This window comes from Mesorhizobium sp. WSM4311 (genome assembly GCF_002295115.1).
In the GTDB taxonomy this organism is placed as follows: domain Bacteria; phylum Pseudomonadota; class Alphaproteobacteria; order Rhizobiales; family Rhizobiaceae; genus Mesorhizobium.
The window spans coordinates 202,691-223,880 of record NZ_NSFV01000001.1; the positions used below are offsets into that span (position 1 = coordinate 202,691).

General features: G+C 63.2%; 21 protein-coding genes. 15 read left to right on the forward strand and 6 right to left on the reverse strand.

What is annotated here, in order from left to right; translation table 11 throughout:
* Positions 1-50 precede the first annotated feature (50 nt).
* The 3 genes from hydA to CK226_RS01020 are packed head-to-tail and all read left to right on the forward strand — an operon-like array spanning position 51 to position 2,285.
* The gene (gene hydA / locus CK226_RS01010) at positions 51-1,502 is read left to right on the forward strand and encodes a dihydropyrimidinase (RefSeq protein ID WP_095773893.1); all 1,452 of its coding nucleotides are present in this window, start codon (positions 51-53) and stop codon (positions 1,500-1,502) included.
* Positions 1,503-1,504: 2 nt separating this feature from the next.
* The gene (locus CK226_RS01015) at positions 1,505-1,876 is read left to right on the forward strand and encodes a hypothetical protein (RefSeq protein ID WP_095790780.1); all 372 of its coding nucleotides are present in this window, start codon (positions 1,505-1,507) and stop codon (positions 1,874-1,876) included.
* Positions 1,877-1,907: 31 nt separating this feature from the next.
* On the forward strand, positions 1,908-2,285 hold the full coding sequence (locus CK226_RS01020) for a hypothetical protein (RefSeq protein WP_245437623.1): 378 nt from the start codon (positions 1,908-1,910) through the stop codon (positions 2,283-2,285).
* Between the two features lie 17 nt (positions 2,286-2,302).
* Here the strand turns inward: CK226_RS01020 and CK226_RS01025 are convergent, their stop codons facing one another.
* On the reverse strand, positions 2,303-2,707 hold the full coding sequence (locus tag CK226_RS01025; RefSeq protein ID WP_095773896.1) for a cupin domain-containing protein: 405 nt from the start codon (positions 2,705-2,707) through the stop codon (positions 2,303-2,305).
* Positions 2,708-2,838: 131 nt separating this feature from the next.
* On the opposite strand from CK226_RS01025, the gene CK226_RS01030 reads away from it, so the two are divergent.
* The 4 genes from CK226_RS01030 to CK226_RS01050 all read left to right on the forward strand — a co-directional run bounded on the left by CK226_RS01030 (position 2,839) and on the right by CK226_RS01050 (position 7,022).
* Entirely contained in the window at positions 2,839-3,630 is a 792-nt protein-coding gene (locus CK226_RS01030) for an ABC transporter ATP-binding protein (RefSeq protein ID WP_095773897.1), read from the forward strand.
* Between the two features lie 349 nt (positions 3,631-3,979).
* Positions 3,980-4,858 (forward strand): ABC transporter permease, encoded by an 879-nt coding sequence (locus CK226_RS01040; RefSeq protein ID WP_095790782.1) that lies wholly within the window; start codon positions 3,980-3,982, stop codon positions 4,856-4,858.
* The gene (locus CK226_RS01045) at positions 4,855-6,009 is read left to right on the forward strand and encodes an ABC transporter permease (RefSeq protein ID WP_095790783.1); all 1,155 of its coding nucleotides are present in this window, start codon (positions 4,855-4,857) and stop codon (positions 6,007-6,009) included. Before CK226_RS01040 ends, CK226_RS01045 begins: the two co-directional genes overlap by 4 nt.
* Before the next feature lie 41 nt (positions 6,010-6,050).
* Positions 6,051-7,022, forward strand: a complete 972-nt coding sequence (locus CK226_RS01050; RefSeq protein WP_019859152.1) for an ABC transporter substrate-binding protein — start codon at positions 6,051-6,053, stop codon at positions 7,020-7,022.
* A gap of 57 nt (positions 7,023-7,079) precedes the next feature.
* Here CK226_RS01050 and CK226_RS01055 read toward each other — a convergent pair whose 3' ends face one another.
* On the reverse strand, positions 7,080-7,538 hold the full coding sequence (locus tag CK226_RS01055; RefSeq protein ID WP_095773901.1) for an Lrp/AsnC family transcriptional regulator: 459 nt from the start codon (positions 7,536-7,538) through the stop codon (positions 7,080-7,082).
* Between the two features lie 121 nt (positions 7,539-7,659).
* Between CK226_RS01055 and CK226_RS01060 the strand changes: the two genes are divergently transcribed.
* Both CK226_RS01060 and CK226_RS01065 read left to right on the forward strand, forming a co-directional pair.
* Positions 7,660-8,943, forward strand: a complete 1,284-nt coding sequence (locus CK226_RS01060) for a cystathionine gamma-synthase family protein (protein WP_095790784.1) — start codon at positions 7,660-7,662, stop codon at positions 8,941-8,943.
* Between the two features lie 151 nt (positions 8,944-9,094).
* Complete coding sequence (locus CK226_RS01065; RefSeq protein WP_095773903.1) at positions 9,095-9,538, forward strand: CHRD domain-containing protein; 444 nt, start codon at positions 9,095-9,097, stop codon at positions 9,536-9,538.
* Between the two features lie 45 nt (positions 9,539-9,583).
* Here CK226_RS01065 and CK226_RS01070 read toward each other — a convergent pair whose 3' ends face one another.
* The 3 genes from CK226_RS01070 to CK226_RS01080 form a co-directional block, all read right to left on the reverse strand.
* The gene (locus tag CK226_RS01070) at positions 9,584-11,233 is read right to left on the reverse strand and encodes a thiamine pyrophosphate-binding protein (protein ID WP_095790785.1); all 1,650 of its coding nucleotides are present in this window, start codon (positions 11,231-11,233) and stop codon (positions 9,584-9,586) included.
* The gene (locus tag CK226_RS01075) at positions 11,230-12,405 is read right to left on the reverse strand and encodes a CaiB/BaiF CoA-transferase family protein (RefSeq protein ID WP_095790786.1); all 1,176 of its coding nucleotides are present in this window, start codon (positions 12,403-12,405) and stop codon (positions 11,230-11,232) included. The genes CK226_RS01070 and CK226_RS01075 overlap by 4 nt, the downstream gene beginning before the upstream one ends.
* Positions 12,406-12,528: 123 nt before the next feature.
* Positions 12,529-13,458 carry an alpha/beta hydrolase gene (locus CK226_RS01080; RefSeq protein ID WP_095790787.1) on the reverse strand — a complete coding sequence of 310 codons (930 nt, stop codon included), beginning with the start codon at positions 13,456-13,458 and terminating at the stop codon, positions 12,529-12,531.
* 183 nt (positions 13,459-13,641) lie between these two features.
* On the opposite strand from CK226_RS01080, the gene CK226_RS01085 reads away from it, so the two are divergent.
* Positions 13,642-14,649: a ribonuclease gene (locus CK226_RS01085; protein ID WP_095790788.1), complete on the forward strand. Its 1,008-nt coding sequence runs from the start codon at positions 13,642-13,644 to the stop codon at positions 14,647-14,649.
* Between the two features lie 42 nt (positions 14,650-14,691).
* On the opposite strand, the gene CK226_RS01090 is transcribed toward CK226_RS01085, so the two are convergent.
* A complete protein-coding gene (locus CK226_RS01090; protein ID WP_095790789.1) occupies positions 14,692-15,978 on the reverse strand; it encodes a GGDEF domain-containing protein in 1,287 nt (428 codons plus the stop codon).
* A 255-nt stretch (positions 15,979-16,233) separates the two neighbouring features.
* Here CK226_RS01090 and ettA point away from each other — a divergent pair, with 255 nt between their 5' ends.
* The 5 genes from ettA to CK226_RS01115 all read left to right on the forward strand — a co-directional run bounded on the left by ettA (position 16,234) and on the right by CK226_RS01115 (position 21,169).
* Positions 16,234-17,883 (forward strand): energy-dependent translational throttle protein EttA, encoded by a 1,650-nt coding sequence (gene ettA / locus CK226_RS01095; protein WP_095790790.1) that lies wholly within the window; start codon positions 16,234-16,236, stop codon positions 17,881-17,883.
* A gap of 46 nt (positions 17,884-17,929) precedes the next feature.
* Entirely contained in the window at positions 17,930-18,700 is a 771-nt protein-coding gene (gene tam / locus CK226_RS01100; protein WP_095790791.1) for a trans-aconitate 2-methyltransferase, read from the forward strand.
* Between the two features lie 104 nt (positions 18,701-18,804).
* The gene (locus CK226_RS01105; RefSeq protein ID WP_095791053.1) at positions 18,805-19,140 is read left to right on the forward strand and encodes a hypothetical protein; all 336 of its coding nucleotides are present in this window, start codon (positions 18,805-18,807) and stop codon (positions 19,138-19,140) included.
* 131 nt (positions 19,141-19,271) lie between these two features.
* Positions 19,272-20,393, forward strand: a complete 1,122-nt coding sequence (locus tag CK226_RS01110) for a beta-ketoacyl-ACP synthase III (RefSeq protein WP_095790792.1) — start codon at positions 19,272-19,274, stop codon at positions 20,391-20,393.
* 359 nt (positions 20,394-20,752) lie between these two features.
* Positions 20,753-21,169, forward strand: coding sequence for a GFA family protein (locus tag CK226_RS01115; RefSeq protein ID WP_095790793.1), 417 nt, complete (start codon positions 20,753-20,755; stop codon positions 21,167-21,169).
* Positions 21,170-21,190 lie beyond the last annotated feature (21 nt).

Here is a 21,190-nt window from a genome sequence, read left to right on the forward strand (position 1 = left end):
TTCCAAACGCTGCTCATGAAGAAGCGCGAAGAGAACAAGGGAACAAGAAAATGACCAAAGTCATCAAGAACGGCACCGTCGTCACCGCCGACCGAACGTGGAAGGCGGATGTGCTAGTCAAGCACGGCAAGATCGTCGCCATAGGCTCCGACCTGCATGGCGACCATGAGTACGACGCCACCGGCTGCTATGTCATGCCGGGCGGCATCGACCCGCACACCCATCTCGAAATGCCGTTCATGGGCACCTATTCGGCCGACGATTTCGAATCCGGCACGCGGGCAGCCCTTGCCGGCGGCACCACCATGGTGGTCGATTTCTGCCTGCCGGCGCCGCAGCAGTCACTGCTCGAAGCCTTGCAGATGTGGGACAACAAGACGTCGAAAGCTGCCTGCGACTATTCCTTCCACATGGCGGTCACCTGGTGGGGCAAGCAGGTGTTCGACGAGATGGCCACCGTCGTCGACAAGGGCATCACCTCGTTCAAGCACTTCATGGCCTACAAGGGCGCGCTGATGGTGGACGACGACGAGATGTATGCGTCGTTCCAGCGCTGCGCCGACCTTGGCGCGCTGCCGCTGGTGCATGCCGAGAATGGCGACGTGGTTGCCGCACTTTCGCAGAAACTGCTCGCCGCCGGCAACAATGGCCCGGAGGGCCATGCCTATTCGCGGCCGCCGGAAGTGGAAGGCGAGGCGACAAATCGCGCCATCATGATCGCCGACATGGCCGGCGTGCCGCTCTATGTCGTGCATGTCTCCTGCGAGCAGGCTCACGAGGCCATTCGGCGGGCGCGCCAGAAAGGCATGCGGGTGTTCGGCGAGCCGCTGATCCAGCACCTGACGCTCGACGAGAGCGAGTATTTCGACAAGGACTGGGACCATGCGGCGCGCCGCGTCATGAGCCCGCCCTTCCGCAACAGACTGCATCAGGATTCGCTGTGGGCAGGCCTGCAGGCCGGATCGCTGCAGGTGGTGGCGACCGACCATTGCGCCTTCACCACCAAGCAGAAGCGCTTCGGCGTCGGCGATTTCACCAAGATACCCAACGGCACGGGCGGCCTCGAGGACCGTCTGCCGGTGCTGTGGACCAAGGGCGTCAATACCGGGCGGCTGACGATGAACGAGTTCGTCGCTGTGACCTCGACCAACATCGCCAAGATCCTCAACATGTATCCGAAGAAGGGCGCCATCGTCGAAGGGGCTGATGCCGACATCATCGTCTGGGATCCGAAGCGCAAGAAGACGATTTCGGCCAAGAAGCAGCAGTCGGTGATCGACTACAATGTGTTTGAGGGCGTCGAGGTGACCGGCCTGCCGCGCTTCGTCTTCTCGCGCGGCGAATTGTCGATCGAGGAGGCCGAGGTGAAGGCAAAGCCCGGCCACGGCCAGTTCGTCGGCCGCGAGCCGAACGCCGCGGTCAACCGGGCCCTGTCGACGTGGAAAGAGATCACCGCGCCGCGCAAGGTGGAACGCACGGGCATCCCGGCGACGGGGGTTTAGGCTTGGCGCGTTCGGCCGCGCTCATCGCGATGGTCTTGGCGGCGGTTGCCGGTGGCCCGGCGACCGCGGCTGGCGTGCTGGCTGGCTCCTGGGGCAATGATGTCGGCTGTGCCGGCATCAAGGCCGGTTACCAGAACAGTGATGCCTATATCCTGTTGACCGCGGAAGGCATCGAGACCTATGGCAGCGGTTGCCGGTTCGAGCAGCAATTGACCCCGGTGCCGGGTCCGCAATCGCTGCGTTCGACCTGTTCCGCCGAAGGCGAGGCGGGAACGACGATCGAAACAATCGTGGTCACCAACAAGGGTGCGGATGGCTTCTTCGTCACCATTCCCGGTCTTGAGGAACTGGGGCCGCTGCGGTCATGTTCGTGATGTTATGAGCACTGGGATCTGGGGGATGAGCATGCGCGGTTTCGGTTTGTCTGTTGCGATGACGCTTGTGCTGGCGGCGGGACAAGCTTCCGCGGCAAGCATTGATCTGTCGAAACCCTATGGCGACAAATATGGCTGCATCAACCGCAATGGCCAGGAAGTCGCCGCCGACAAGATGCTGCTTTTGACCGACAAGGAATTGATTACCGCCGCCAGCGCCTGCACGTTCACGAAGACGCAAGCGCAGGCTGACGGATCGCTGGTGGTGACGGCGACATGCGAGGCGGAAGGCGAAGAGGGACAGGAGCCGACCAATTTCACCATCAAGCGCAGCGCCAGGAACACCAGGAAGCTGACGATCACGGATGCGGACGGCAATGTGATGGGGGAAGTCTCGCGGTGCAAATGACGGCGATCCCGTCGAGCTCAGGCGACCAGCGCATCCAGTTCCGGCAGCAGGACGACACTCTCCTGTTCGTTTGGGTCGGTGCGCGCAATGACGGCCGAGGACGGGGCGTTGCTCAGATTGGCCGGCAGGTGCGGCACGCCGGCCGGAATGTAGAAGAGGTCGCCGGCCTTGACGACGATGTGGTGTTCGAGCCGGTCGCCATACCAGGTATGGACCTCGCCGGAGAGCACGTAGATCGCCGTTTCATGGTTCTCGTGCAGATGCGCCTTGGCACGGGCGCCGGGCGGCATGGTGAGCACGTGCATGCAGATGCCGGAGGAGCCGACCGACTCCGTGGCGATGCCGGAGAAATAGGTCAGTCCCTGCTTGCCTTCATAAGTGCTTTCAGGGCGGATAAGATGACAAGTGGGTTTGGGCGACATCGGGGAAACTCCGGGCGTCGATTTGCGTGGAACAGGGCCAATGGGACAGGGCGAGTGGAAAACAACATCGCGATAAAAGCAATCGGATTCCGGCCGACGCCCCTTTGGCGGGAACAGGCAGGCAGCGGCCGATGACAGGGATTTCGCCAGCCGTTGTCGCGGCAAGCAAACTTGGCCTCACCTTCCAGACCAATGACGGCCCCGTCCAGGCACTGTCCAATGTCGACCTGACGATCGGCAAGGGGGAGTTCGTCTCCTTCATCGGACCGTCGGGCTGCGGCAAGACCACGCTGCTGCGCGTCATCGCCGATCTGGAGAAACCGACATCAGGCACGATCTCGGTCAACGGCATGACGGCGGAGCAGGCGCGCGGGAAACGCGCCTATGGCTATGTCTTCCAGGCAGCCGCCCTGTTTCCGTGGCGCACCATCGAGCGCAATGTCGCGCTGCCGCTGGAGATCATGGGCCTGTCGAAGGCGGAGCAGGCGGAACGCATCAAGCGCACGCTCGATCTCGTCAACCTCTCGGGCTTCGAGAAGAAATACCCCTGGCAGCTTTCCGGCGGCATGCAGCAGCGCGCCTCGATCGCCCGAGCGCTGGCCTTCGACGCCGACCTGCTGCTAATGGACGAACCGTTCGGCGCGCTGGACGAGATCGTGCGCGACCACCTCAACGAGCAATTGCTGGAGTTGTGGGGGCGGACCAACAAGACCATCTGCTTCGTCACCCACTCCATTCCGGAAGCGGTCTATCTGTCGACGCGCATCGTCGTCATGTCGCCGCGCCCGGGCCGCGTCAGCGATGTCATCGAATCGACGCTGCCGAAGGAGCGGCCGCTCGACATCCGCGAGACACCGGAGTTTTTGGCGATAGCTGCCCGCGTGCGCGATGGGTTGAGGGCAGGGCACAGCTATGATGATTGAGCGGCCTGGCAAGCAAGCGGCCCCCTACGCTTTCGTCATCCTAGGGCGGAGCAGGCGCGAAGCAGCCTGCGTAGACCCTAGGATCCATGCCGTGACGTCGGTCGGAGAGCGCAAACGGCTGAGAATACCCGCCAAGCAGCGCGAGACGCAGGGAGCCATGTTCCGCACCGCTGCGGAGCGTCGAGGTAACGGCATGGATCCTAGGGTCTGCGCCGCGTCGCTTCGCTCCTTGCTCCGCCCTAGGATGACGAAGAGAACGAACGTCGCGGCAGCGAAAACGAAGGCACCCGGCCTTCGCTTCGCTCCGGCCACCCTCTCCCCGGCGGGGAGAGGAGAAGGGCAGCTCTAGATGGATAGCTTCCGCGACAAGCTCGTCCCCGTGACCTCCATCCTCGCCGGCGTCGTCGTGCTCTGGTATGTCTTCGCCGTCATCCTCAATGCGCCGTTCCAGCGCGATCTCGACAGCCGGGCCAACGAAACGCCCGGCGCCGTCGAGTTCATCGGCAAGACGCTGGCGCAGCCGAAGCCGACGCTGCCGGCGCCGCATCAGGTGGCGGTGAACTTCTTCGAGAACACGTTTCTGCGGCCCATCACCTCGAGCCGCAGCCTCGTCTACAATGCCTGGGTGACGCTGTCGTCGACGCTGCTCGGCTTTGCCTTCGGCACCGCGCTCGGCATCATCATCGCCGTCGGCATCGTGCATGTGGCGACGCTCGACCGCAGCCTGATGCCGTGGATCATCGCCTCGCAGACCATTCCGATCCTGGCGGTGGCGCCGATGATCATTGTTGTGTTGGCGGCGATCGGCATCACCGGGCTGATCCCGAAGGCGATGATCTCGACCTATCTGTCGTTCTTCCCGGTGACGGTCGGCATGGTGAAGGGGCTGCGCTCGCCCGAGATCATGCATCTCGACCTGATGCACACCTACAATGCCAGTGCCTCGCAGACCTTCTGGAAGCTGCGCGTGCCGGCCTCGGTGCCGTTCCTGTTCACCTCGATGAAGGTGGCGGTGGCGGCAAGCCTGGTCGGTGCCATCGTCGGCGAACTGCCGACCGGTGCTGTCGCCGGCATCGGCGCCAAGCTGCTTGCCGGCGCCTATTACAGCCAGTCCATCGACATCTGGTCGGCGCTGGTCGCCGGTTCGATCGTGGCGGCACTGCTGGTCATGGTGGTCGGCATTGCCGGGCGCATCGTCGATCGCGCCATGGGCGGGAGGCCGGCATGAACTGGCGGAAACCTTCGTGGCAAGCCGTGCTGGCGATCGTGTTGTGCATGATCGCAATCGCGCTCGGCGCGATGTCGAAGCCGGAAGCGGCAGCGCTCGCGGACCCGACCGCCAGCATCAGCTATCCCTATCTCGGAACCAAGGGCCTGATGCTCGGCCTGGTGATCGTGGCGGCGCTGGTTTCGATGCTCAGGATTCCTTCGCTTGTGGAGGCCGTCGTGTTGTTTGTCGGCGCCCATCTCGTTGCCTGGCTGCTGATCTCGGGCATTGCGGGGTTCGAGGGCACGGCATTGGCGCCGTACTTCCTGCTGCTTACCGCCGCTTGGCTCCTTGGCTGGCGCTGCGTGGCGGTGCTGTCGGGGCTTCGCCCGATGGCGAACTCGGCCCGCAACGCGCTGCGCCTGGTCATCCCCGCCATCTTCGGCGCCTGGATCCTGATCATCTGGGAAGCGGTGACGCGCGGCGCCGGCATCCCCTTCATCCTGTTGCCGCCGCCAAGCGCCATCGGCGCGCGCATCGCCGGTTCGCTTCCGGTGCTCGGCGCCGATGTGCGCCAGACCATCTTCAAGGCGGTGATCTTCGGCTATGTCGTCGGCAGCGGCGCCGGCTTCATCACCGCCATCCTCGCCGACCGCGTGCCGTTCCTGCGGCGTGGGCTTTTGCCGATCGGCAACATGGTCTCGGCGCTGCCGATCATCGGCGTGGCGCCCATCATGGTCATGTGGTTCGGCTTCGACTGGCAGTCCAAGGCGGCGGTCGTCATCATCATGACGTTCTTCCCGATGCTGGTGAACACGGTCGCCGGGCTCGCCGCATCAGGCCATATGGAGCGCGACCTGATGCGCACCTACGCGTCGGGCTATTGGCCGACACTGATCAAGCTCAGGCTGCCGGCCGCCGCTCCCTTCATCTTCAACGCGCTGAAGATCAACTCGACGCTGGCGCTGATCGGCGCCATCGTCGCCGAGTTCTTTGGCACGCCCGTCGTCGGCATGGGCTTCCGCATCTCGACCGAGGTCGGGCGGATGAACATCGACATGGTCTGGGCCGAAATCGCAGTTGCAGCACTTGCGGGTTCGGTCTTTTATGGCGTGGTCGCTCTTGTCGAAAGAGCCGTCACGTTTTGGCATCCCTCTGTCCGTGGTGGATAGGGGCGGTGGGTTTAAGGGTGCTAACTTCAGAGGGTAAAAACATGAAAAGACTTGTCATTCCAGTTCTGGCCGGCGCGATGTCGCTCGCCGCCTTCCAGGCAATGGCCGCCGACAAGGTGACGTTGCAGCTGAAATGGGTCACGCAGGCCCAGTTTGCCGGCTACTATGTCGCCAAGGCCAAGGGTTTCTATGAAGCAGAAGGCCTCGACGTCGACATCAAGCCGGGTGGCCCCGATATCGCGCCCGAGCAGGTGATCGCCGGCGGCGGCGCCGATGTCATCGTCGACTGGATGGGCGGTGCGCTGGCCGCGCGCGAAAAGGGCGTGCCGCTGGTCAACATCGCCCAGCCCTTCAAGAAGGCCGGCATGGAGTTGGTCTGCCCGAAGGACGGGCCGATCAAGACCGAGGCCGACTTCAAGGGCCATACGCTGGGCGTCTGGTTCTTCGGCAATGAATATCCGTTCTACGCCTGGATGAACAAGCTCGGCCTCAAGACCGATGGCGGCAAGGACGGCGTCACCGTCCTCAAGCAGAGCTTTGACGTGCAGCCGCTGATCCAGAAGCAGGCGGATTGCATCTCGGTCATGACCTACAACGAGTACTGGCAGCTGATCGACGCCGGCTACAAGCCGGAACAGCTGACCGTTTTCAACTATTCGGCGATGGGCAACGACCTGCTCGAGGACGGGCTCTATGCGTCGGAAGACAAGCTCAAGGATCCGGCCTTCGCAGACAAGATGGTGCGTTTCGTGCGCGCCTCGATGAAGGGCTGGAAATACGCCGTCGACAACAATGACGAGGCGGCAGGCATCGTCATGGATGGCGGCGGCCAGGACGAGAACCACCAGAAGCGCATGATGAGCGAAGTCGCCAAGCTGATCGACAATGCCGACGGCAAGCTCGATCCGGCGACCTACGAGCGCACCGCCAAGGCGCTGCTCGACCAGAAGATCATCACCAAGGAGCCGAAAGGCGCCTACACGACCGCGATCACCGACAAGGCGATCAAGTAACCCTGCAGAGCGTGATCCCGCAAAGGTCATGCTCAAATGTAAAATGGAGCGGCGCCCTCAGAGGCGCCGTTCCTTTATGGTGTTCATGACGAAGCTGGTCTCGATCGAGGCGACGCATTTCAGCCGCGCGATCTTTTCCTTGATGAAGCGCTCGTACTGTTCGAGGCTGCCGGTCACCACCTTCAGCACATAGTCGCGCGAACCGGTGACAAGGTGGCATTCCAGCACCTCTTCCCAGCCGCGGATCGCCTCTTCGAACATGACGATCTCGTCCTCGTTCTGCCGGCTGAGCCGAATTGTGGCGATGGCGACCATACTCCAGCCGAAGACGGCGGGATCGACCAGCGTGGTGTAACCCTTGATCACACCCGTCTCCTCCAGCCGCCGCACGCGCCTCAGGCAAGGCGATGGCGACAGGCCGATGCGCTCGGCGAGGTCGTTGTTGGTGATGCGGGCGTCGGCCCGCAGTTCGCGCAGAATCCTGAGGTCGAAATCATCGGCTATCTTCTGCTGCATTTTTGCTCTCTTTAGGCAGTTTGTTGCCGGCATGCAGCCATGTGAGCCCGAGAATAGCAAGGACTGGCTGATCGGGATCGCATAAATTGCGGGGCGACATCCCTCGAAAGCAGGAAAAGCCATGACCGCGCCACGCCCGTCGAAAACCCATATCGGCAACCACAAGCTCCATCCGGAGACGCTGATGCTGAGCTATGGTTTCGATCCGCAGCTGTCGGAAGGCGCGGTCAAGCCACCGGTGTTCCTGACCTCGACCTTCGTGTTCAAATCGGCGGAAGAGGGGCGCGACTTCTTCGACTACACGTCCGGCCGCAAGGAACCGCCGAGCGGCACGGCGTCGGGTCTCGTCTATTCGCGCTTCAACCATCCCAACAGCGAGATCGTCGAGGACCGGCTAGCGATCTATGAAGGGACGGACGCCTGTATCCTGTTTTCCTCCGGCATGTCGGCGATCGCGACGACACTGCTCGCCTATGCCCGTCCGGGCGATGTCATCCTGCATTCGCAGCCGCTCTATGGCGGCACCGAGACGCTTTTGACGCGCACGCTGTCCGGCTTCGGCATCGGCGCCGTCGGTTTCGCCGATGGTGTCGACGAGAAGGCGGTTCGGGCAGCCGCCGATGCCTCGGTGGCGAAGGGGCGTGTTTCAGTCATCCTGATCGAGACGCCGTCCAATCCGACCAACAGCCTGGTCGATATCGCGCTGATGCGGACGATCGCTGACGAGATTGGGGCGAGCCAAGGGTCAACACCGATCATCGTCTGCGACAACACGCTGCTCGGCCCCGTGTTCCAGCGGCCAATCGAGCACGGGGCCGATGTCTCCGTCTATTCGCTGACCAAATATGTCGGCGGCCATTCCGACCTGATCGCGGGCGCGGCCATGGGCAGCAAGGCGGTCACCAAGCCGATCAAGGCGCTGCGCGGCGCGATCGGCACGCAACTCGACCCGCATTCCTGCTGGATGCTCGGCCGTTCGCTGGAGACGCTGTCGATCCGCATGGAGCGGGCCAACGACAATGCGCGCCTGGTCGCCGAATTCCTGCGCGATCATGCCAAGGTCGAGAAGGTGCATTATCTGCCGTTCCTGGGCGAGGATACGCCGGCGGGGCGCGCCTATGTGAGGCAATGCAGCGGCGCCGGCTCGACTTTCTCCTTCGACATCAAAGGTGGAGAGAAGGCGGCTTTCGCGTTTCTCAACGCCCTGCAGATCTTCAAGCTGGCGGTAAGTCTCGGCGGCACCGAGTCGCTCGCCAGCCATCCGGCCGCCATGACCCATTCCGGCATTCCCTTCGACGTGCGCCAGCGCATCGGTGTGCTGGAGACCACGGTCAGGCTGTCGATCGGTGTCGAGCATCCGGACGATCTGATCGCGGACCTGACGCAGGCGCTGGCGTCGGTCTGATTTCTCTCTCGGGACGCCGGAAGGGGCGGCCGATCGCCCTTTCTTCACAAATTCGTGTTCAGGGAAACATTGCGTCGCCCAGCCGTTGCAGTTGAGGCATGCGCGCGCCGGGGGAGCAGCGACGCATGCGGCAGCCAATCGGAGGTTCTTCATGCGCACATATTCTTTCCTGCCGGTGCTTTCGGCGCTGGCCGTTTCGACCGCGTTCCTGCTCGCTTCGCCAGCAATGGCCGAGGTGGTGAAGTACAAGGCAACGCTCGATGGCGGCCAGCAGAACCCGCCCGTCACCACCAAGGGCAAAGGCACCGCCACGCTCACCTTCGACACCACCAAGAAGAAACTCAGTTGGAACGTCAAATATTCCGGCCTTAGCGGACCGGCGACGGCAGCGCATATTCACGGCCCGGCTGCGATGGGTGCGAACGCCGATCCGGTCATCCCGTTCAAAGGCAAGCTCAAGAGTCCGATCAAGGGTTCGGCAACGCTGACGGACGCGCAGGCCGCCGACCTGGCGGCGGGCAACTATTATGTCAACGTCCACACCGCCGCCAACAAAGATGGCGAGATCCGCGGCCAGATCGAGGCGGCAAAGTAGCGGAAATCGCTTAAAAAGGGGCGGGCGACCGCCCCTTTTTTTGGATCACGCCTTGTCGCGGATCTGCGTCATCGTGCGGGTTGGCGTGATCGCTTCGGGGTCGAGCCTGATTTCGACGATGGCTGGCTTGCCGCTGGCGCGGGCTCGCACGAAGGCCGGCGCGAAATCCGCCGTCTTCTCGACCGTCTCGCCATGGCCGCCATAGGCGCGTGCCAGCGACGCGAAGTCGGGATTCCTGAGATCGGTGGCGACGACGCGGCCGGGATATTCGCGTTCCTGATGCATGCGGATGGTGCCGTAAATGCCGTTGTTGACGACGATCACGATAATCGGCAGGTCATATTGCACGGCGGTGGCGAACTCCTGGCCGTTCATCAGGAAGCAGCCGTCGCCGGCAAAGGCGATAACGGTGCGATCCGGATAAAGCGCCTTGGCGGCGACCGCGGCCGGGGTGCCGTAGCCCATCGAGCCGGAGGTCGGCGCCGCCTGCGTGCCGAAACGGCGAAAGCGGTGGAAACGATGCACCCAGGTGGCGTAGTTGCCGGCGCCGTTGGCGAATATGGCGTCGTGCGGCAACTCCTGTTCCAGATAGGTCATGATCGGACCCATCTGCACGTCGCCCGGACCCGTCTGCGGCGGCGTCGACCATTCGAGATAGGCGGCATGTGCCTTGGCTGTCTCGGCTGACCAGGATGGCGTGCCGGCGGGCTTGCGCTCGGCAAAGGCCTCGACGAAGGCGGCGGGCGAGGCGTTGATCGCCAGCGTCGGCCGGTAGACGCGGCCGAGCTCGCCGGCGTCGGCGTGGACGTGCACCAGCGCCTGGTCGGGGTAGGGGCTTTTCAGCAGCGTATAGTCGGAGGAGGGCATCTCGCCCATGCGCCCGCCGATCAACAGCACGACGTCGGCCGCCTTGATCTGCGCCGCCAGTTTGGAGTTGATGCCGATGCCCACGTCGCCGGCGTAGTTCGCGTGAAGATGGTCGAACAGCATCTGGCGGCGGAAAGAGCAGCCGACGGCAAGCGACCATGTCTCCGATATGGCGCGCATGCGCGTAACCGCTTCCTCATTCCAGCGTGTGCCGCCGAGGATGACGAATGGTCGCTTGGCGCCGTTGAGCAGCATTTCCAGCGCGTCGAGTTCGGCCCCGCCGGGATAGGTCTCGACAGGCGTGTGGGGGAGCGCTTCCGGAGCCTCGACCTCGCTGGTCAGCATGTCTTCGGGCAGCGAGATGACGACCGGGCCAGGCCGGCCCGACGTCGCGACCGCGAAGGCGCGGGTGACGAATTCGGGGATGCGCGAGGCGTCGTCGATCTCGACCACCCATTTGGCGATGTCGCCGAAGAACTTCTTGTAGTCCACCTCCTGGAACGCCTCGCGTTCCTTGGCATGGCTGGCAACCTGGCCGATGAACAGGATGAGCGGCACCGAATCCTGCATGGCGATGTGGATGCCGGCGGACGCGTTGGTGGCGCCGGGGCCGCGGGTGACGAAGCAGATGCCGGGCTTGCCGGTCAGCCGGCCCTGGCAGTCGGCCATCATCGCGGCACCCCCCTCCTGGCGGCAGACGATGGTGCGGATCGATGAATCGTGCAGCGCGTCGAGCACCGCCAGATAGGATTCGCCGGGCACGCAGAAGATGCGGTCGGTGCCGTTCGCTTCCAGCGCCTCGACGATCAGTTGTCCACCGGTCTTCATTTCGCTGATCTCTCCAGTTCGGCAAGGATTTCGTCGGTGTGTTCGCCCAGGCGCGGCGAAGGGCGCTCATAGACCAGGGGCGTGCCGGACATCACCATCGGCGCGCGCACCGAGGGCAGAAGATTGCCATGGCCGTCGTCGAGGTCGAGCCGCATGCCGCGTGCGATCGTCTGCGGGTCGGCGAACATCTGGCCGATCGTGTTGATCGGGCTCGCCGGCACGCTTGCCGCTTCCAGCCTTGCCAGCAGCGGGTCGCGATCGAGCGTGCTCAGGGCCTCGACGATGCGTTCGCGCAGCTTCACCCGGTTGGCGACCCGGGCCGGATTGGTGGCGAAATCGGGATTAGTCGACAGTTCATCCAGCCCGACCGCGGCACAGAATTTGGCGAACTGGCCGTCATTGCCGACCGCAAGGATAATGTGGCCGTCCCGGACCGGCACCACCTCGTAAGGCGCGATGTTCATGTGCGCATTGCCCATCTGCACCGGCGACTTGCCGGAGACGAGATAGTTGAGGTTCTGGTTGCCGAGCGCCGAGATCTGCGTGTCGAACAGCGCCATGTCGATATGCTGGCCTTCGCCGGTCCGGTCGGCATGCCGCAACGCGGCCTGGATAGCGATGACCGAATAGAGCCCGGTGAAGATGTCGGAGATGGCGACGCCGGCCTTTTGCGGCTCGCGGCCGACCTCGCCGGTGATCGACATCATGCCGGCCATGGCCTGGATGATGAAGTCGTAGCCGGCGCGCGGCGCATAGGGCCCGTCCTGGCCGAAGCCGGTGATCGAGCAATAGACGAGGCGCGGGTTGATCTTGCGCAGGCTGTCATGGTCGAGCCCGTATTTCTTCAGGCCGCCGAGCTTGAAATTCTCGATCAGCACATCCGAGGTCGCGACCAGCCGGCGCACGGTCTCGGCGCCCTCCGGCGTCGAGAAATCGATAGCGATGGAGCGCTTGCCGCGGTTGCAGGAATGGTAATAGGCGGCCGACAGGTTCTCGCCGTCATGGCTCATGACGAAGGGCGGGCCCCATTTGCGGGTGTCGTCGCCACCATCGGGACTTTCGACCTTGATGACGTCGGCGCCAAGATCGGCAAGCAATTGCCCGGCCCATGGACCGGCGAGGATGCGGGCGAGTTCGACGACGCGGACGCCTTTCAGGGGTGGTTCGGCCATAAATCACCGTGATTGCCGCAATCACCATGATTGCCGCGAAAGCAGAGCCTCTATCAAGCCCGGCATCGGCTGTCACGGCCCTTGCAATAGGCCAACGGGCCGGTTCGAAAAGGATGCAGGTCGCTATTTCAGCACGCTGTCGGCCCAGGTGGCGAAATCGTTCATGATGATATCGCGGTTCACCTCGTTCAGGCTTTCGTGGCGGGTGTCGGCGTAAACCTTTGAAACGAGATTCGAAAAGCCCATCCCGCGCATGCGATTGGCAAGGTGGATGATGCCCTTGCCATGGTCCGAAGCGGGATCTCTCTCGCCGCCGACGACGGCGATGGGAAGGCCGCGCCGGACGCCGGCGAAGGCGGCATCCTTGCCGCCGTTGATCGCCATCGAGACCACGTCGCGCCACATCGACACGGAGGCATCCCAGCCGCACAGCGGATCGGCGATGTATTTCGCCACCTCGGCCTCGTCGCGCGACAGCCAGTCGAACGGCGTGCGGTGATTGGGCACCGCCTTGCCCCAGGCCTGAAAGGTGAGTTTCGGCAGCAGGCGGGACGGGACGTCGGAGCCCAGCCGCATCCGCTCCCAGGCGAGAATGCCGAGCGCTACCTGCCCAAGCCGCCCTTGTGAGAAATTGCCGTTCCAGATCGCGGCGGCATGGATGCGCGGGGAGTGCTCCAAAAGGTAGTTCAGCGCCACCGACGCGCCCATCGAATGACCGAAAAGGATGACCGGCAGGTTCGGGCATTCGACGGCGATGAGATCGTGGATGGCATTGACATCGGCGATCACCTTGGCCGGGCCATCCTCGTCGGCGAATTTGCCGAGCGGCGCATCGGAGGCCTTGGTCGCGCCATGGCCGCGATGGTCATGGACATAGACGTGGAAGCCCCGCGCGGAGAGAAAATCGGCAAAGCGGGCATAGCGCGCGGCGTGCTCGGCCAGGCCGTGGTTGATCTGGACGACCGCGCGCGGCTTGCCTTCAGCGCGGCTGACGAGGAGATTGAGATCGGCGCCGGTCGGTGAGTGGACCATGCGTTGCTGATTGAAAGGCATGGCCGCCCGCTCTCCCCCTCGTTTTATCGTTGTTGGCTTTGTTTGCGCCGCTGCCGGTTACGCGTCAATCCACAGCAAATGCTTTTGCGCGACGATGTTTCTTGCGTTCGACCCGCAAAATATCGCAATTCTGACATGGAGACAGCTTCAGTCTGTCGCCCACTTCTCAGCCGGGGATTTCTCATGCGCATTGGTGTCGTTTTCGGATTGGCTATGCTGGCGGTATCGCTGGCCAATGCTGCGCATGCCGAAGTCAAGATGAGCGGCACCTTCGTTGCCGATGCGGCCTGTCCGGCAACGCAAGCCATCAAGAACGGCAAGAACCCCGGCAACGTCTCGACCGATGCCGGACAGAGCTACCAGCTGCTTGCCGGCAACAAGGACGCGCCGACGCATTATCTGATCCTGGTGCCGGGCGCCGATCCGGAACGCCGCTGGGTGAAGGTCACTTGCGGCCATCTGGCGGGCAGCAGTGCCGCGACAGCGCCTGCGGCACCTGGCGGACAAGGCAAGCCGGCCGCCTCGGGGAAGCCCGAATATGTCTTCGCGCTGAGCTGGCAGCCGGCTTTTTGCGAGACCAAGTCGAGCAAGACCGAATGCAGGGCGCAGAACCCGAATGAGTTCGACGCCACCAACTTCACCTTGCATGGGCTGTGGCCGCAGCCGAACGGCAATTTCTATTGCCAGGTGGCGGCCAGCGACAAGGCCAACGACAATCCTGCTCACTGGAAGGATCTGCCGCCGGTCAATCTGGACGCCGGCACCCGCAAGGAGCTCGACCAGGTGATGCCGGGCACGGCCTCCCAGCTGGAACGGCATGAATGGATCAAGCACGGCACCTGCTACGGCAAGAACCAGCAGGAATACTTCTCCGACGCGCTCGGCCTGATGCGACAGGTGAATGCCTCGCCGGTGCGCGAGCTCTTCGCCAAGACCATTGGCGGCAAGCTGACGGCGGACCAGATCCGTGGCGCCTTCGACCAGGCCTTCGGCGCCGGGGCAGGGGATCGTGTGCGGGTGTCCTGCGTCATCGATCCCTCGAACGGCCGGCGGCTGATCGGCGAATTGACGCTCGGCCTTGCCGGCCCGATCAGCCCGAACAGCTCGCTCAAGGACCTGTTGCTGGCTTCCGTACCGACCAACAAGGCCGGTTGCCCGATAGGCACCGTCGACGCGATCGGGTTCCAGTAGCACAGGCGGCTGGCCGGCATTGCGCGACAGAGAAATCCTCGATCAGAACTGCGCCGACTTGGTCCAGGCGATGGCGGCGTCCGGCTCATGGCCGCCGGGCTCGCCGACGACGCGGTCGCGTCCGGTCGACTTCGCCTTGTAAAGGCGCTGGTCGGCGAGGGCGAACAGATCGGCAAGACAGCGCGTCGTTTCGCTGACGGTTGAAACGCCGGCGCTGACGGTCAGCTCGAAGCGGCTGGCCACGGGCGATGCCTTGACGGCGTAACGGATGCTTTCGCCAAACAGCCTGGCGACCGGATGCGGGCGCGAACTGAGGATGGCGAACTCCTCGCCGCCGATGCGAAACACCTGGTCTTCGGCGCTCGCCACTTCGCGGAGCAGGGCCGCGATCGCTTTCAGCACCTTGTCGCCTTCGGCATGGCCGAACCGGTCGTTGATCGACTTGAAATGGTCGACATCGATGATCAGCAGGCTGAGGGGCTTCGCCGTGCGCAGGCTGAGCTCGACGGCGGCTTCACCGTCGGCGTCGAAGCGGCCGCGATGCAGCAGGCCGGTCAGGCCGTCGCGGCCGACATGCTCGACCAGCGCTTCATAGCGCTCGCGATAGGTCAGCGTTTCGAAAATGTCGGTCAGCCCGCGCGGCAGCGCAATATCGCGGGCCTCGAACCATCTGAGGTAGGCCACGAGCATGCCGCTGAAGGCCAGGGCCGCCGCCATCTTGGCGAACCAGCCGCCGAAGAAGACAGCGATCGGCGCGCCGGCGACGAAATGAAGCGCGGTGAAGAAGCCCGCCTGGTCGAAGGTCAGCACGCAGGCGACGCAGATCAGGATGCGCGCGAACTGCGCCTTGCGCAGGGTGCGCCCAAGTCTTTCATAGAGCAGGACGATCAGGATGGCGTCGATGAACAGGAGGGTCGTGCCCCACACCATCAACCAGCCCATCTCGTCGATGAAGCCGATATCGGGCAGCTTGCCGTCGGGGAGCGGCGCTATGGCGTGCAGGCGCAAGAGCAATACCAGCCCGATCATCACCGCATTGCCGAGCAGCAGGCCATAGATGGGCTGGCGCACGGTGGCGGCGTCCTCCTTGATGTAGAGTAGGAGCAGCATCACCAGCTTGCCCGAAAACAGCACCGCCGAGCCCGGCGAGACCAAGCCGAACGGCAGTGCGACATAAAAGACGCTGGCGAGATAGGTTTCCAGGAAATGCATGACGCCGAGCGCGCAGACGAAGACGCCGAGACCAATGCGCTTGCGGAAGCGGAATAGCGTCACCATGACGCTGAAGTAGACGACCGCTTCGGCAAGGAGCAGGAAACTGTTCAGCACTGCCGTCGATCCGCTTTCTCTACTGGAATCGCGGCCAGCCAGCGATTCCACCCCGATCCTGTTTTGACGCGGAAGAGTTAACCGGAGATTTCAACGCGGTTCGTGAGCGCGGAAAACTTCGGTAGTCAGCACACACTTGCCCGTGTGTTCAGCCTGATCCGGCAAAAGCGATTGCCGTTCGCCGCCGCATCGCCTACATAGCGGCCAACCTCCATTCAAATCGACAATTCAGTCAGTTTTTCAGGGAAAGCGCGCGTGGCACGCCAGTTCATCTATCACATGTCCGGCCTGTCGAAGGCCTATGGCACCAAGAAGGTGCTCGATAATGTTCATCTGTCCTTCTATCCGGACGCCAAGATAGGCATTCTCGGACCCAACGGTTCGGGTAAGTCGACCATCCTGCGCATCATGGCCGGGCTCGACAAGGAGTTTCAGGGCGAGGCATGGCTGGCCGAGGGCGCCACGGTCGGCTACCTGGCGCAGGAGCCGCAGCTCGACAACTCAAAGACTGTGCTTGAAAACGTCATGGACGGCGTCGGCAGGAAGACCGCCATCATCGAGCGCTATAACGAGCTGATGATGAATTATTCCGACGAGACGGCGGACGAGTCGGCCAAGCTGCAGGACGAGATGGACAGGCTCAACCTGTGGGATCTCGAGCAGCAGGTCGAGATGGCGATGGACGCGCTGCAGTGTCCGCCTGGCGATTCCGAAGTGACCAACCTGTCCGGCGGCGAGCGTCGCCGCGTGGCGCTCTGCCGGCTGCTTCTGGAACAGCCCGACCTGCTTTTGCTCGACGAACCGACCAACCATCTTGATGCCGAGACCACGGCGTGGCTGGAAAAGCACCTGCGAGACTATCCCGGCTCGGTGCTGATCATCACCCACGACCGCTACTTCCTCGACAATGTCACCGGGTGGATCCTCGAGCTCGACCGTGGCCGCGGCATTCCCTATGAGGGCAACTACACCAAATATCTCGATGCCAAGACCAAGCGCCTGATCCAGGAAGGCCGCGAGGACGACGCCCGTCAGAAGTCGATCTGGCGCGAGCGCGAATGGATCCAGTCCTCGCCGAAGGCGCGCCAGACCAAGTCGAAGGCGCGTATCAAGGCCTACGAGGAACTGCTCGAGCAGTCGCAGAACCGCAAGCCGACCGACACGCAGATCGTTATTCCGTCGAGCGAGCGTCTCGGCAATGTCGTCATCGAGGTCGAAGGCCTCAACAAGGGTTTTGGCGACGAGCTTCTGATCGAGAACCTGTCGTTCCGGCTGCCGCCGGGCGGCATCGTCGGCGTCATCGGCCCGAACGGCGCCGGCAAGACGACGCTGTTCAAGACCTTCACCGGCCAGGAAAAACCGGATGCGGGCACCGTGCGCATCGGCGAGACGGTCAAGCTCGGTTACGTCGACCAGAGCCGCGACGCGCTCGATGGCAACAAGACTGTGTGGGAAGAAATCTCGGGCGGCGCCGAAATCATCAAGCTCGGCAAGCACGAGATCAACAGCCGCGCCTATTGCTCGTCCTTCAACTTCCGCGGCGGCGACCAGCAGCAGAAAGTCGGCAACCTTTCGGGCGGCCAGCGCAACCGCGTGCATCTGGCCAAGATGCTGAAGGGCGGCGGCAATGTCCTGCTGCTCGACGAACCGACCAACGACCTCGACACCGAAACTCTGGGAGCGCTGGAAGACGCGCTCGAAGCCTATGCCGGCTGCGCCGTCATCATCAGCCACGATCGCATGTTCCTCGACCGCATGGCGACGCACATGCTGGCCTTCGAAGGCGACGCGCATGTCGAATGGTTCGAAGGCAATTTCGAGGAATATGAGAAGGACAAGCTGCGCCGCCTCGGTGCGGAAGCGGCAGCGCCGCACCGCATGACGCACAAGCGGCTGACGCGGTAGGGGATCGCTAGGGCGGTGAACTCTCAAAGCCACATGAGGAGCTCAAATGGCTGACTGGTCCGCCGCCCAATATCTGAAGTTCGAGGATGAGCGCACGCGGCCGGCGCGCGATCTGGCCGCGCAGGTGCCGGTCGATTTCCCGCGCCGGGTCGTCGACATAGGCTGCGGGCCTGGCAATTCGACCGAGCTTCTGGTCGAGCGCTGGCCGGATGCGCAGGTGAGTGGCTTCGACACCTCTCCCGACATGATCGAGAAGGCGAGGGCACGCCTGCCCAATGTCAGTTTCGACCTGGCGGACGCGTCGACATGGCAGCCGGCCGAACCGGTCAATGTGATCTTCGCCAACGCGGTGTTCCAGTGGCTGCCCACGCATCCGGCGGTGTTCCAGCGGCTGATGGGCTTTCTGGCGCCTGGTGGCGCGCTGGCCGTCCAGATGCCGGACAACCTGCTTGAGCCTTCGCATCAAGCGATGCGGGAAACCGCCGCCGAAATGCCGTTCGCCGACAAGCTCAAGGGTGCGGCGCGCGGACCGTTGCCGCCGGTGTCGTTCTATTACGACCTGCTGTCGCCGCTCTCCGACCGGCTGGATATCTGGCATACGGCCTACAACCATCCCCTGGCCGACGCCGAGGCGATCGTCGAATGGGTGAGATCGACCGGGCTGAAGCCGTTCCTCGATCCGCTGGACGCCGACGAGCGCAAGATGTTCCTGGATAGTTACACGGCCAAGGTCAAACAGGCCTATCCCAGAATGGCGAACGGCAAGGTGCTGCTGCGCTTCCCGCGTATCTTCATTGTCGCCAAGCGGGCCGGCTAGATTATCCGCTTCGCCTGCGGTCGATTGCCGTGGCTTGACCCGGTTTCGCCGTCATGCCCAATTCACCGCGTGGGGCCATGATGGCCGCGTGGCAGGGGGAAATGATGAGTTTGAAAAGATTGCTTTATGGCGGCGGCGTGTGCGCGGCCGCCCTTGTGGCGTTCTCGGTTTCGGCGCAAGCCAAGCGGGCGCGCTGCTTCACGTCGGATGATGGGTATTTCCCGTGCAGCTACCGCACGATCGATGATGCCGGCAGTTTCCGGATATCGGCGCCGGGTTACCCGACCTATGTGCTGGAGATCGACGGGCCGGGCTTTGCCTATGGCTATGTCAATCTCGGTCGCCGCAACGTGCCGCTGGCGGGGCAGTTCGTGCGCAGCCGTGACGACGGCGCCTGCTGGAACAACCCGCAGACCAACACCAAGCTGTGCGCCTGGTGAAATCCCGGTTCAAGTCCGCCTCAACATTTGGTTTAAGCCGGCGTAAACCGGCCGGATGAGAAAAGTGTTGCGCCGAAGCGTTTCGGCGCCCACATGAAGCCGCAACGCCTGCGGATGGGACGGACTGAAACATGCATCGCGTCATCATCAGCGGCATCGGCGCTGAAATTCCTGAAGCTGTCATCACGAATGAAGAACTGGTCGAGAGCTTCAACAGCTGGGTCGACACGGAGAATGCGCGCCGTCAGGGCACCGGAGAGGCGCTGCTGCAGAAATCCGACAGCGACTTCATCGTCCACGCCTCGGGCGTGAAATCCCGTCATGTCATCGAGCGCGAAGGCATTCTCGACCCGACCCGCATGACGCCGCGCATTCCCGCGCGACCCGACGATGCGCTGTCGCTGGAGGCCGAGTTCGGCATCGCCTCGGCCAGGAAGGCGCTCGACCATGCCGGACTTGAACCGTCCCAGATCGACCTGATCATCTGCTCGGCCTCTCACCACCAGCGGCCCTATCCGGCGATCGCAATCGAAATGCAGGAAGCGCTGGGCACCACCGGCGCCGGCTTCGACATGGGACTCGGCTGTTCGTCAGCGGCGGCCGCGCTTCACATGGCGGTCAATCTGGTGCGCTCGGGCGCGCACAAGCGCATCCTGGTTACCACGCCGGAAATCATCACGGGACATCTCAATTTCCGCGACCGGCAGACGCATTTCATCTTCGGCGACGCCTCGGTGTCGATGGTTGTGGAGGGGCTTGCCCAGGGCGACAAACGGCCGGGGCGCTTCGAGGTGCTGGACACGCGGCTGTGGACGCAGATGTCGAACAACATCCGCACCAATCTCGGCTACCACACCCGCACCGCCCAGGATGATCCCTACATGATCAATCTGGAAGGCAATCTGATCAAACAGGTCGGCAACAAGGTGTTCAAGGAAGTCACCGTCGCCGGCCAGAAATTCATCGTCGAATTCCTGGCCGAGCACGGACTGACGCCGCAGGCGATCAGGCGCTTCTGGCTGCATCAGGCCAATGCGCGCATGAATGCGATGATCCTGAAACTGTCGTTCGGCCACGATGTCGACAACGATCGCGCGCCGATGGTGCTGGAGCGGCTGGGCAACACGGCGGGCGCCGGCGCCATCGTCGCGCTGTCGGAGAACCATGCCGACATGAAACCCGGCGATTTCGGCTTGATCTGCGCCTTTGGCGCGGGATATTCGATAGGCGGCGCGCTCATCCGGATGCTTTAACGTGCGCCGATATTCAGGTGATGCCGGCCTGCAAACGAAGGCTTTCTGCGCTTCCGGCCTTCGCCGGCCGAAGCAGTCATGAGTGGTCGTGCAGTTAAGGCTGCGGCCGGCGTAGGCCGGTGCTAACGTACTTAAGTACGCTCCGCTCCGGTTCTCGAAAACCATCTGGTTTGGTCGCTTCGCGCCCGTGTTCGACTTCGAACTGTGGCCTGAAAGGGTCATCCGGAATTTCGCCCCAACCGGGCTGCTTCGCACCGTTTTCCACTGCCGTTCAACCTGACTTGACCCTCGCACAGCCTGTGTCGGGGGTATCCGAGCTTGGATCAACGCGATCCCGTTTCCAGAAAAGGAGAGTTGCAATGGTCGATGCCCGATGCAGTTGCGGTGCCCTCCTGCTGACGCTGGCAGGACCATCAAAACTGGTTGTCGCCTGCCACTGTCTCGACTGCCAGCGCCGAACCGGGGCCCCCTTCGGCGTCGGCGCCTTTTATCCGGCCGAGGCCGTTGCCATCTCCGGAACCGCGAAGGAATTCACCCGCGATGCGGCAAGCGGCGGGAAGGTGCACAACTACTTCTGCCCCAACTGCGGCTCGACGGTCTATTGGAAAGCCGACAGGCTGCCAATGATGATCGGCGTCGCCGTCGGGGCGCTGACCGACCCGAACTGTCCGCCGCCAGTCCGGTCGATCTTCGAGCAATCGAAACATGATTGGGTTCAAATCGACGGTGCCGTCGAGCATTTCCGGCAAGGCAGCGGGGCGAAAAAATCGGGCTGAGCTGTCGTTCCAACGCACCTT

What these genes read in the sequence shown, in the direction of transcription:
- CK226_RS01065 (WP_095773903.1), top strand. Translation starts at nt 9,095, where the DNA reads ATGCGCACATATTCTTTCCTGCCGGTGCTTTCGGCGCTGGCCGTTTCG.
- CK226_RS01115 (WP_095790793.1), top strand. Translation starts at nt 20,753, where the DNA reads ATGGTCGATGCCCGATGCAGTTGCGGTGCCCTCCTGCTGACGCTGGCA.
- CK226_RS01060 (WP_095790784.1), top strand. Translation starts at nt 7,660, where the DNA reads ATGACCGCGCCACGCCCGTCGAAAACCCATATCGGCAACCACAAGCTC.
- CK226_RS01080 (WP_095790787.1), bottom strand. Translation starts at nt 13,458, where the DNA reads ATGCCTTTCAATCAGCAACGCATGGTCCACTCACCGACCGGCGCCGAT.
- CK226_RS01045 (WP_095790783.1), top strand. Translation starts at nt 4,855, where the DNA reads ATGAACTGGCGGAAACCTTCGTGGCAAGCCGTGCTGGCGATCGTGTTG.
- CK226_RS01055 (WP_095773901.1), bottom strand. Translation starts at nt 7,538, where the DNA reads ATGCAGCAGAAGATAGCCGATGATTTCGACCTCAGGATTCTGCGCGAA.
- CK226_RS01050 (WP_019859152.1), top strand. Translation starts at nt 6,051, where the DNA reads ATGAAAAGACTTGTCATTCCAGTTCTGGCCGGCGCGATGTCGCTCGCC.
- hydA (WP_095773893.1), top strand. Translation starts at nt 51, where the DNA reads ATGACCAAAGTCATCAAGAACGGCACCGTCGTCACCGCCGACCGAACG.
- CK226_RS01070 (WP_095790785.1), bottom strand. Translation starts at nt 11,233, where the DNA reads ATGAAGACCGGTGGACAACTGATCGTCGAGGCGCTGGAAGCGAACGGC.
- CK226_RS01110 (WP_095790792.1), top strand. Translation starts at nt 19,272, where the DNA reads ATGCATCGCGTCATCATCAGCGGCATCGGCGCTGAAATTCCTGAAGCT.
- CK226_RS01105 (WP_095791053.1), top strand. Translation starts at nt 18,805, where the DNA reads ATGAGTTTGAAAAGATTGCTTTATGGCGGCGGCGTGTGCGCGGCCGCC.
- CK226_RS01075 (WP_095790786.1), bottom strand. Translation starts at nt 12,405, where the DNA reads ATGGCCGAACCACCCCTGAAAGGCGTCCGCGTCGTCGAACTCGCCCGC.
- CK226_RS01085 (WP_095790788.1), top strand. Translation starts at nt 13,642, where the DNA reads ATGCGCATTGGTGTCGTTTTCGGATTGGCTATGCTGGCGGTATCGCTG.
- CK226_RS01025 (WP_095773896.1), bottom strand. Translation starts at nt 2,707, where the DNA reads ATGTCGCCCAAACCCACTTGTCATCTTATCCGCCCTGAAAGCACTTAT.
- CK226_RS01040 (WP_095790782.1), top strand. Translation starts at nt 3,980, where the DNA reads ATGGATAGCTTCCGCGACAAGCTCGTCCCCGTGACCTCCATCCTCGCC.
- CK226_RS01020 (WP_245437623.1), top strand. Translation starts at nt 1,908, where the DNA reads ATGCGCGGTTTCGGTTTGTCTGTTGCGATGACGCTTGTGCTGGCGGCG.
- tam (WP_095790791.1), top strand. Translation starts at nt 17,930, where the DNA reads ATGGCTGACTGGTCCGCCGCCCAATATCTGAAGTTCGAGGATGAGCGC.
- CK226_RS01030 (WP_095773897.1), top strand. Translation starts at nt 2,839, where the DNA reads ATGACAGGGATTTCGCCAGCCGTTGTCGCGGCAAGCAAACTTGGCCTC.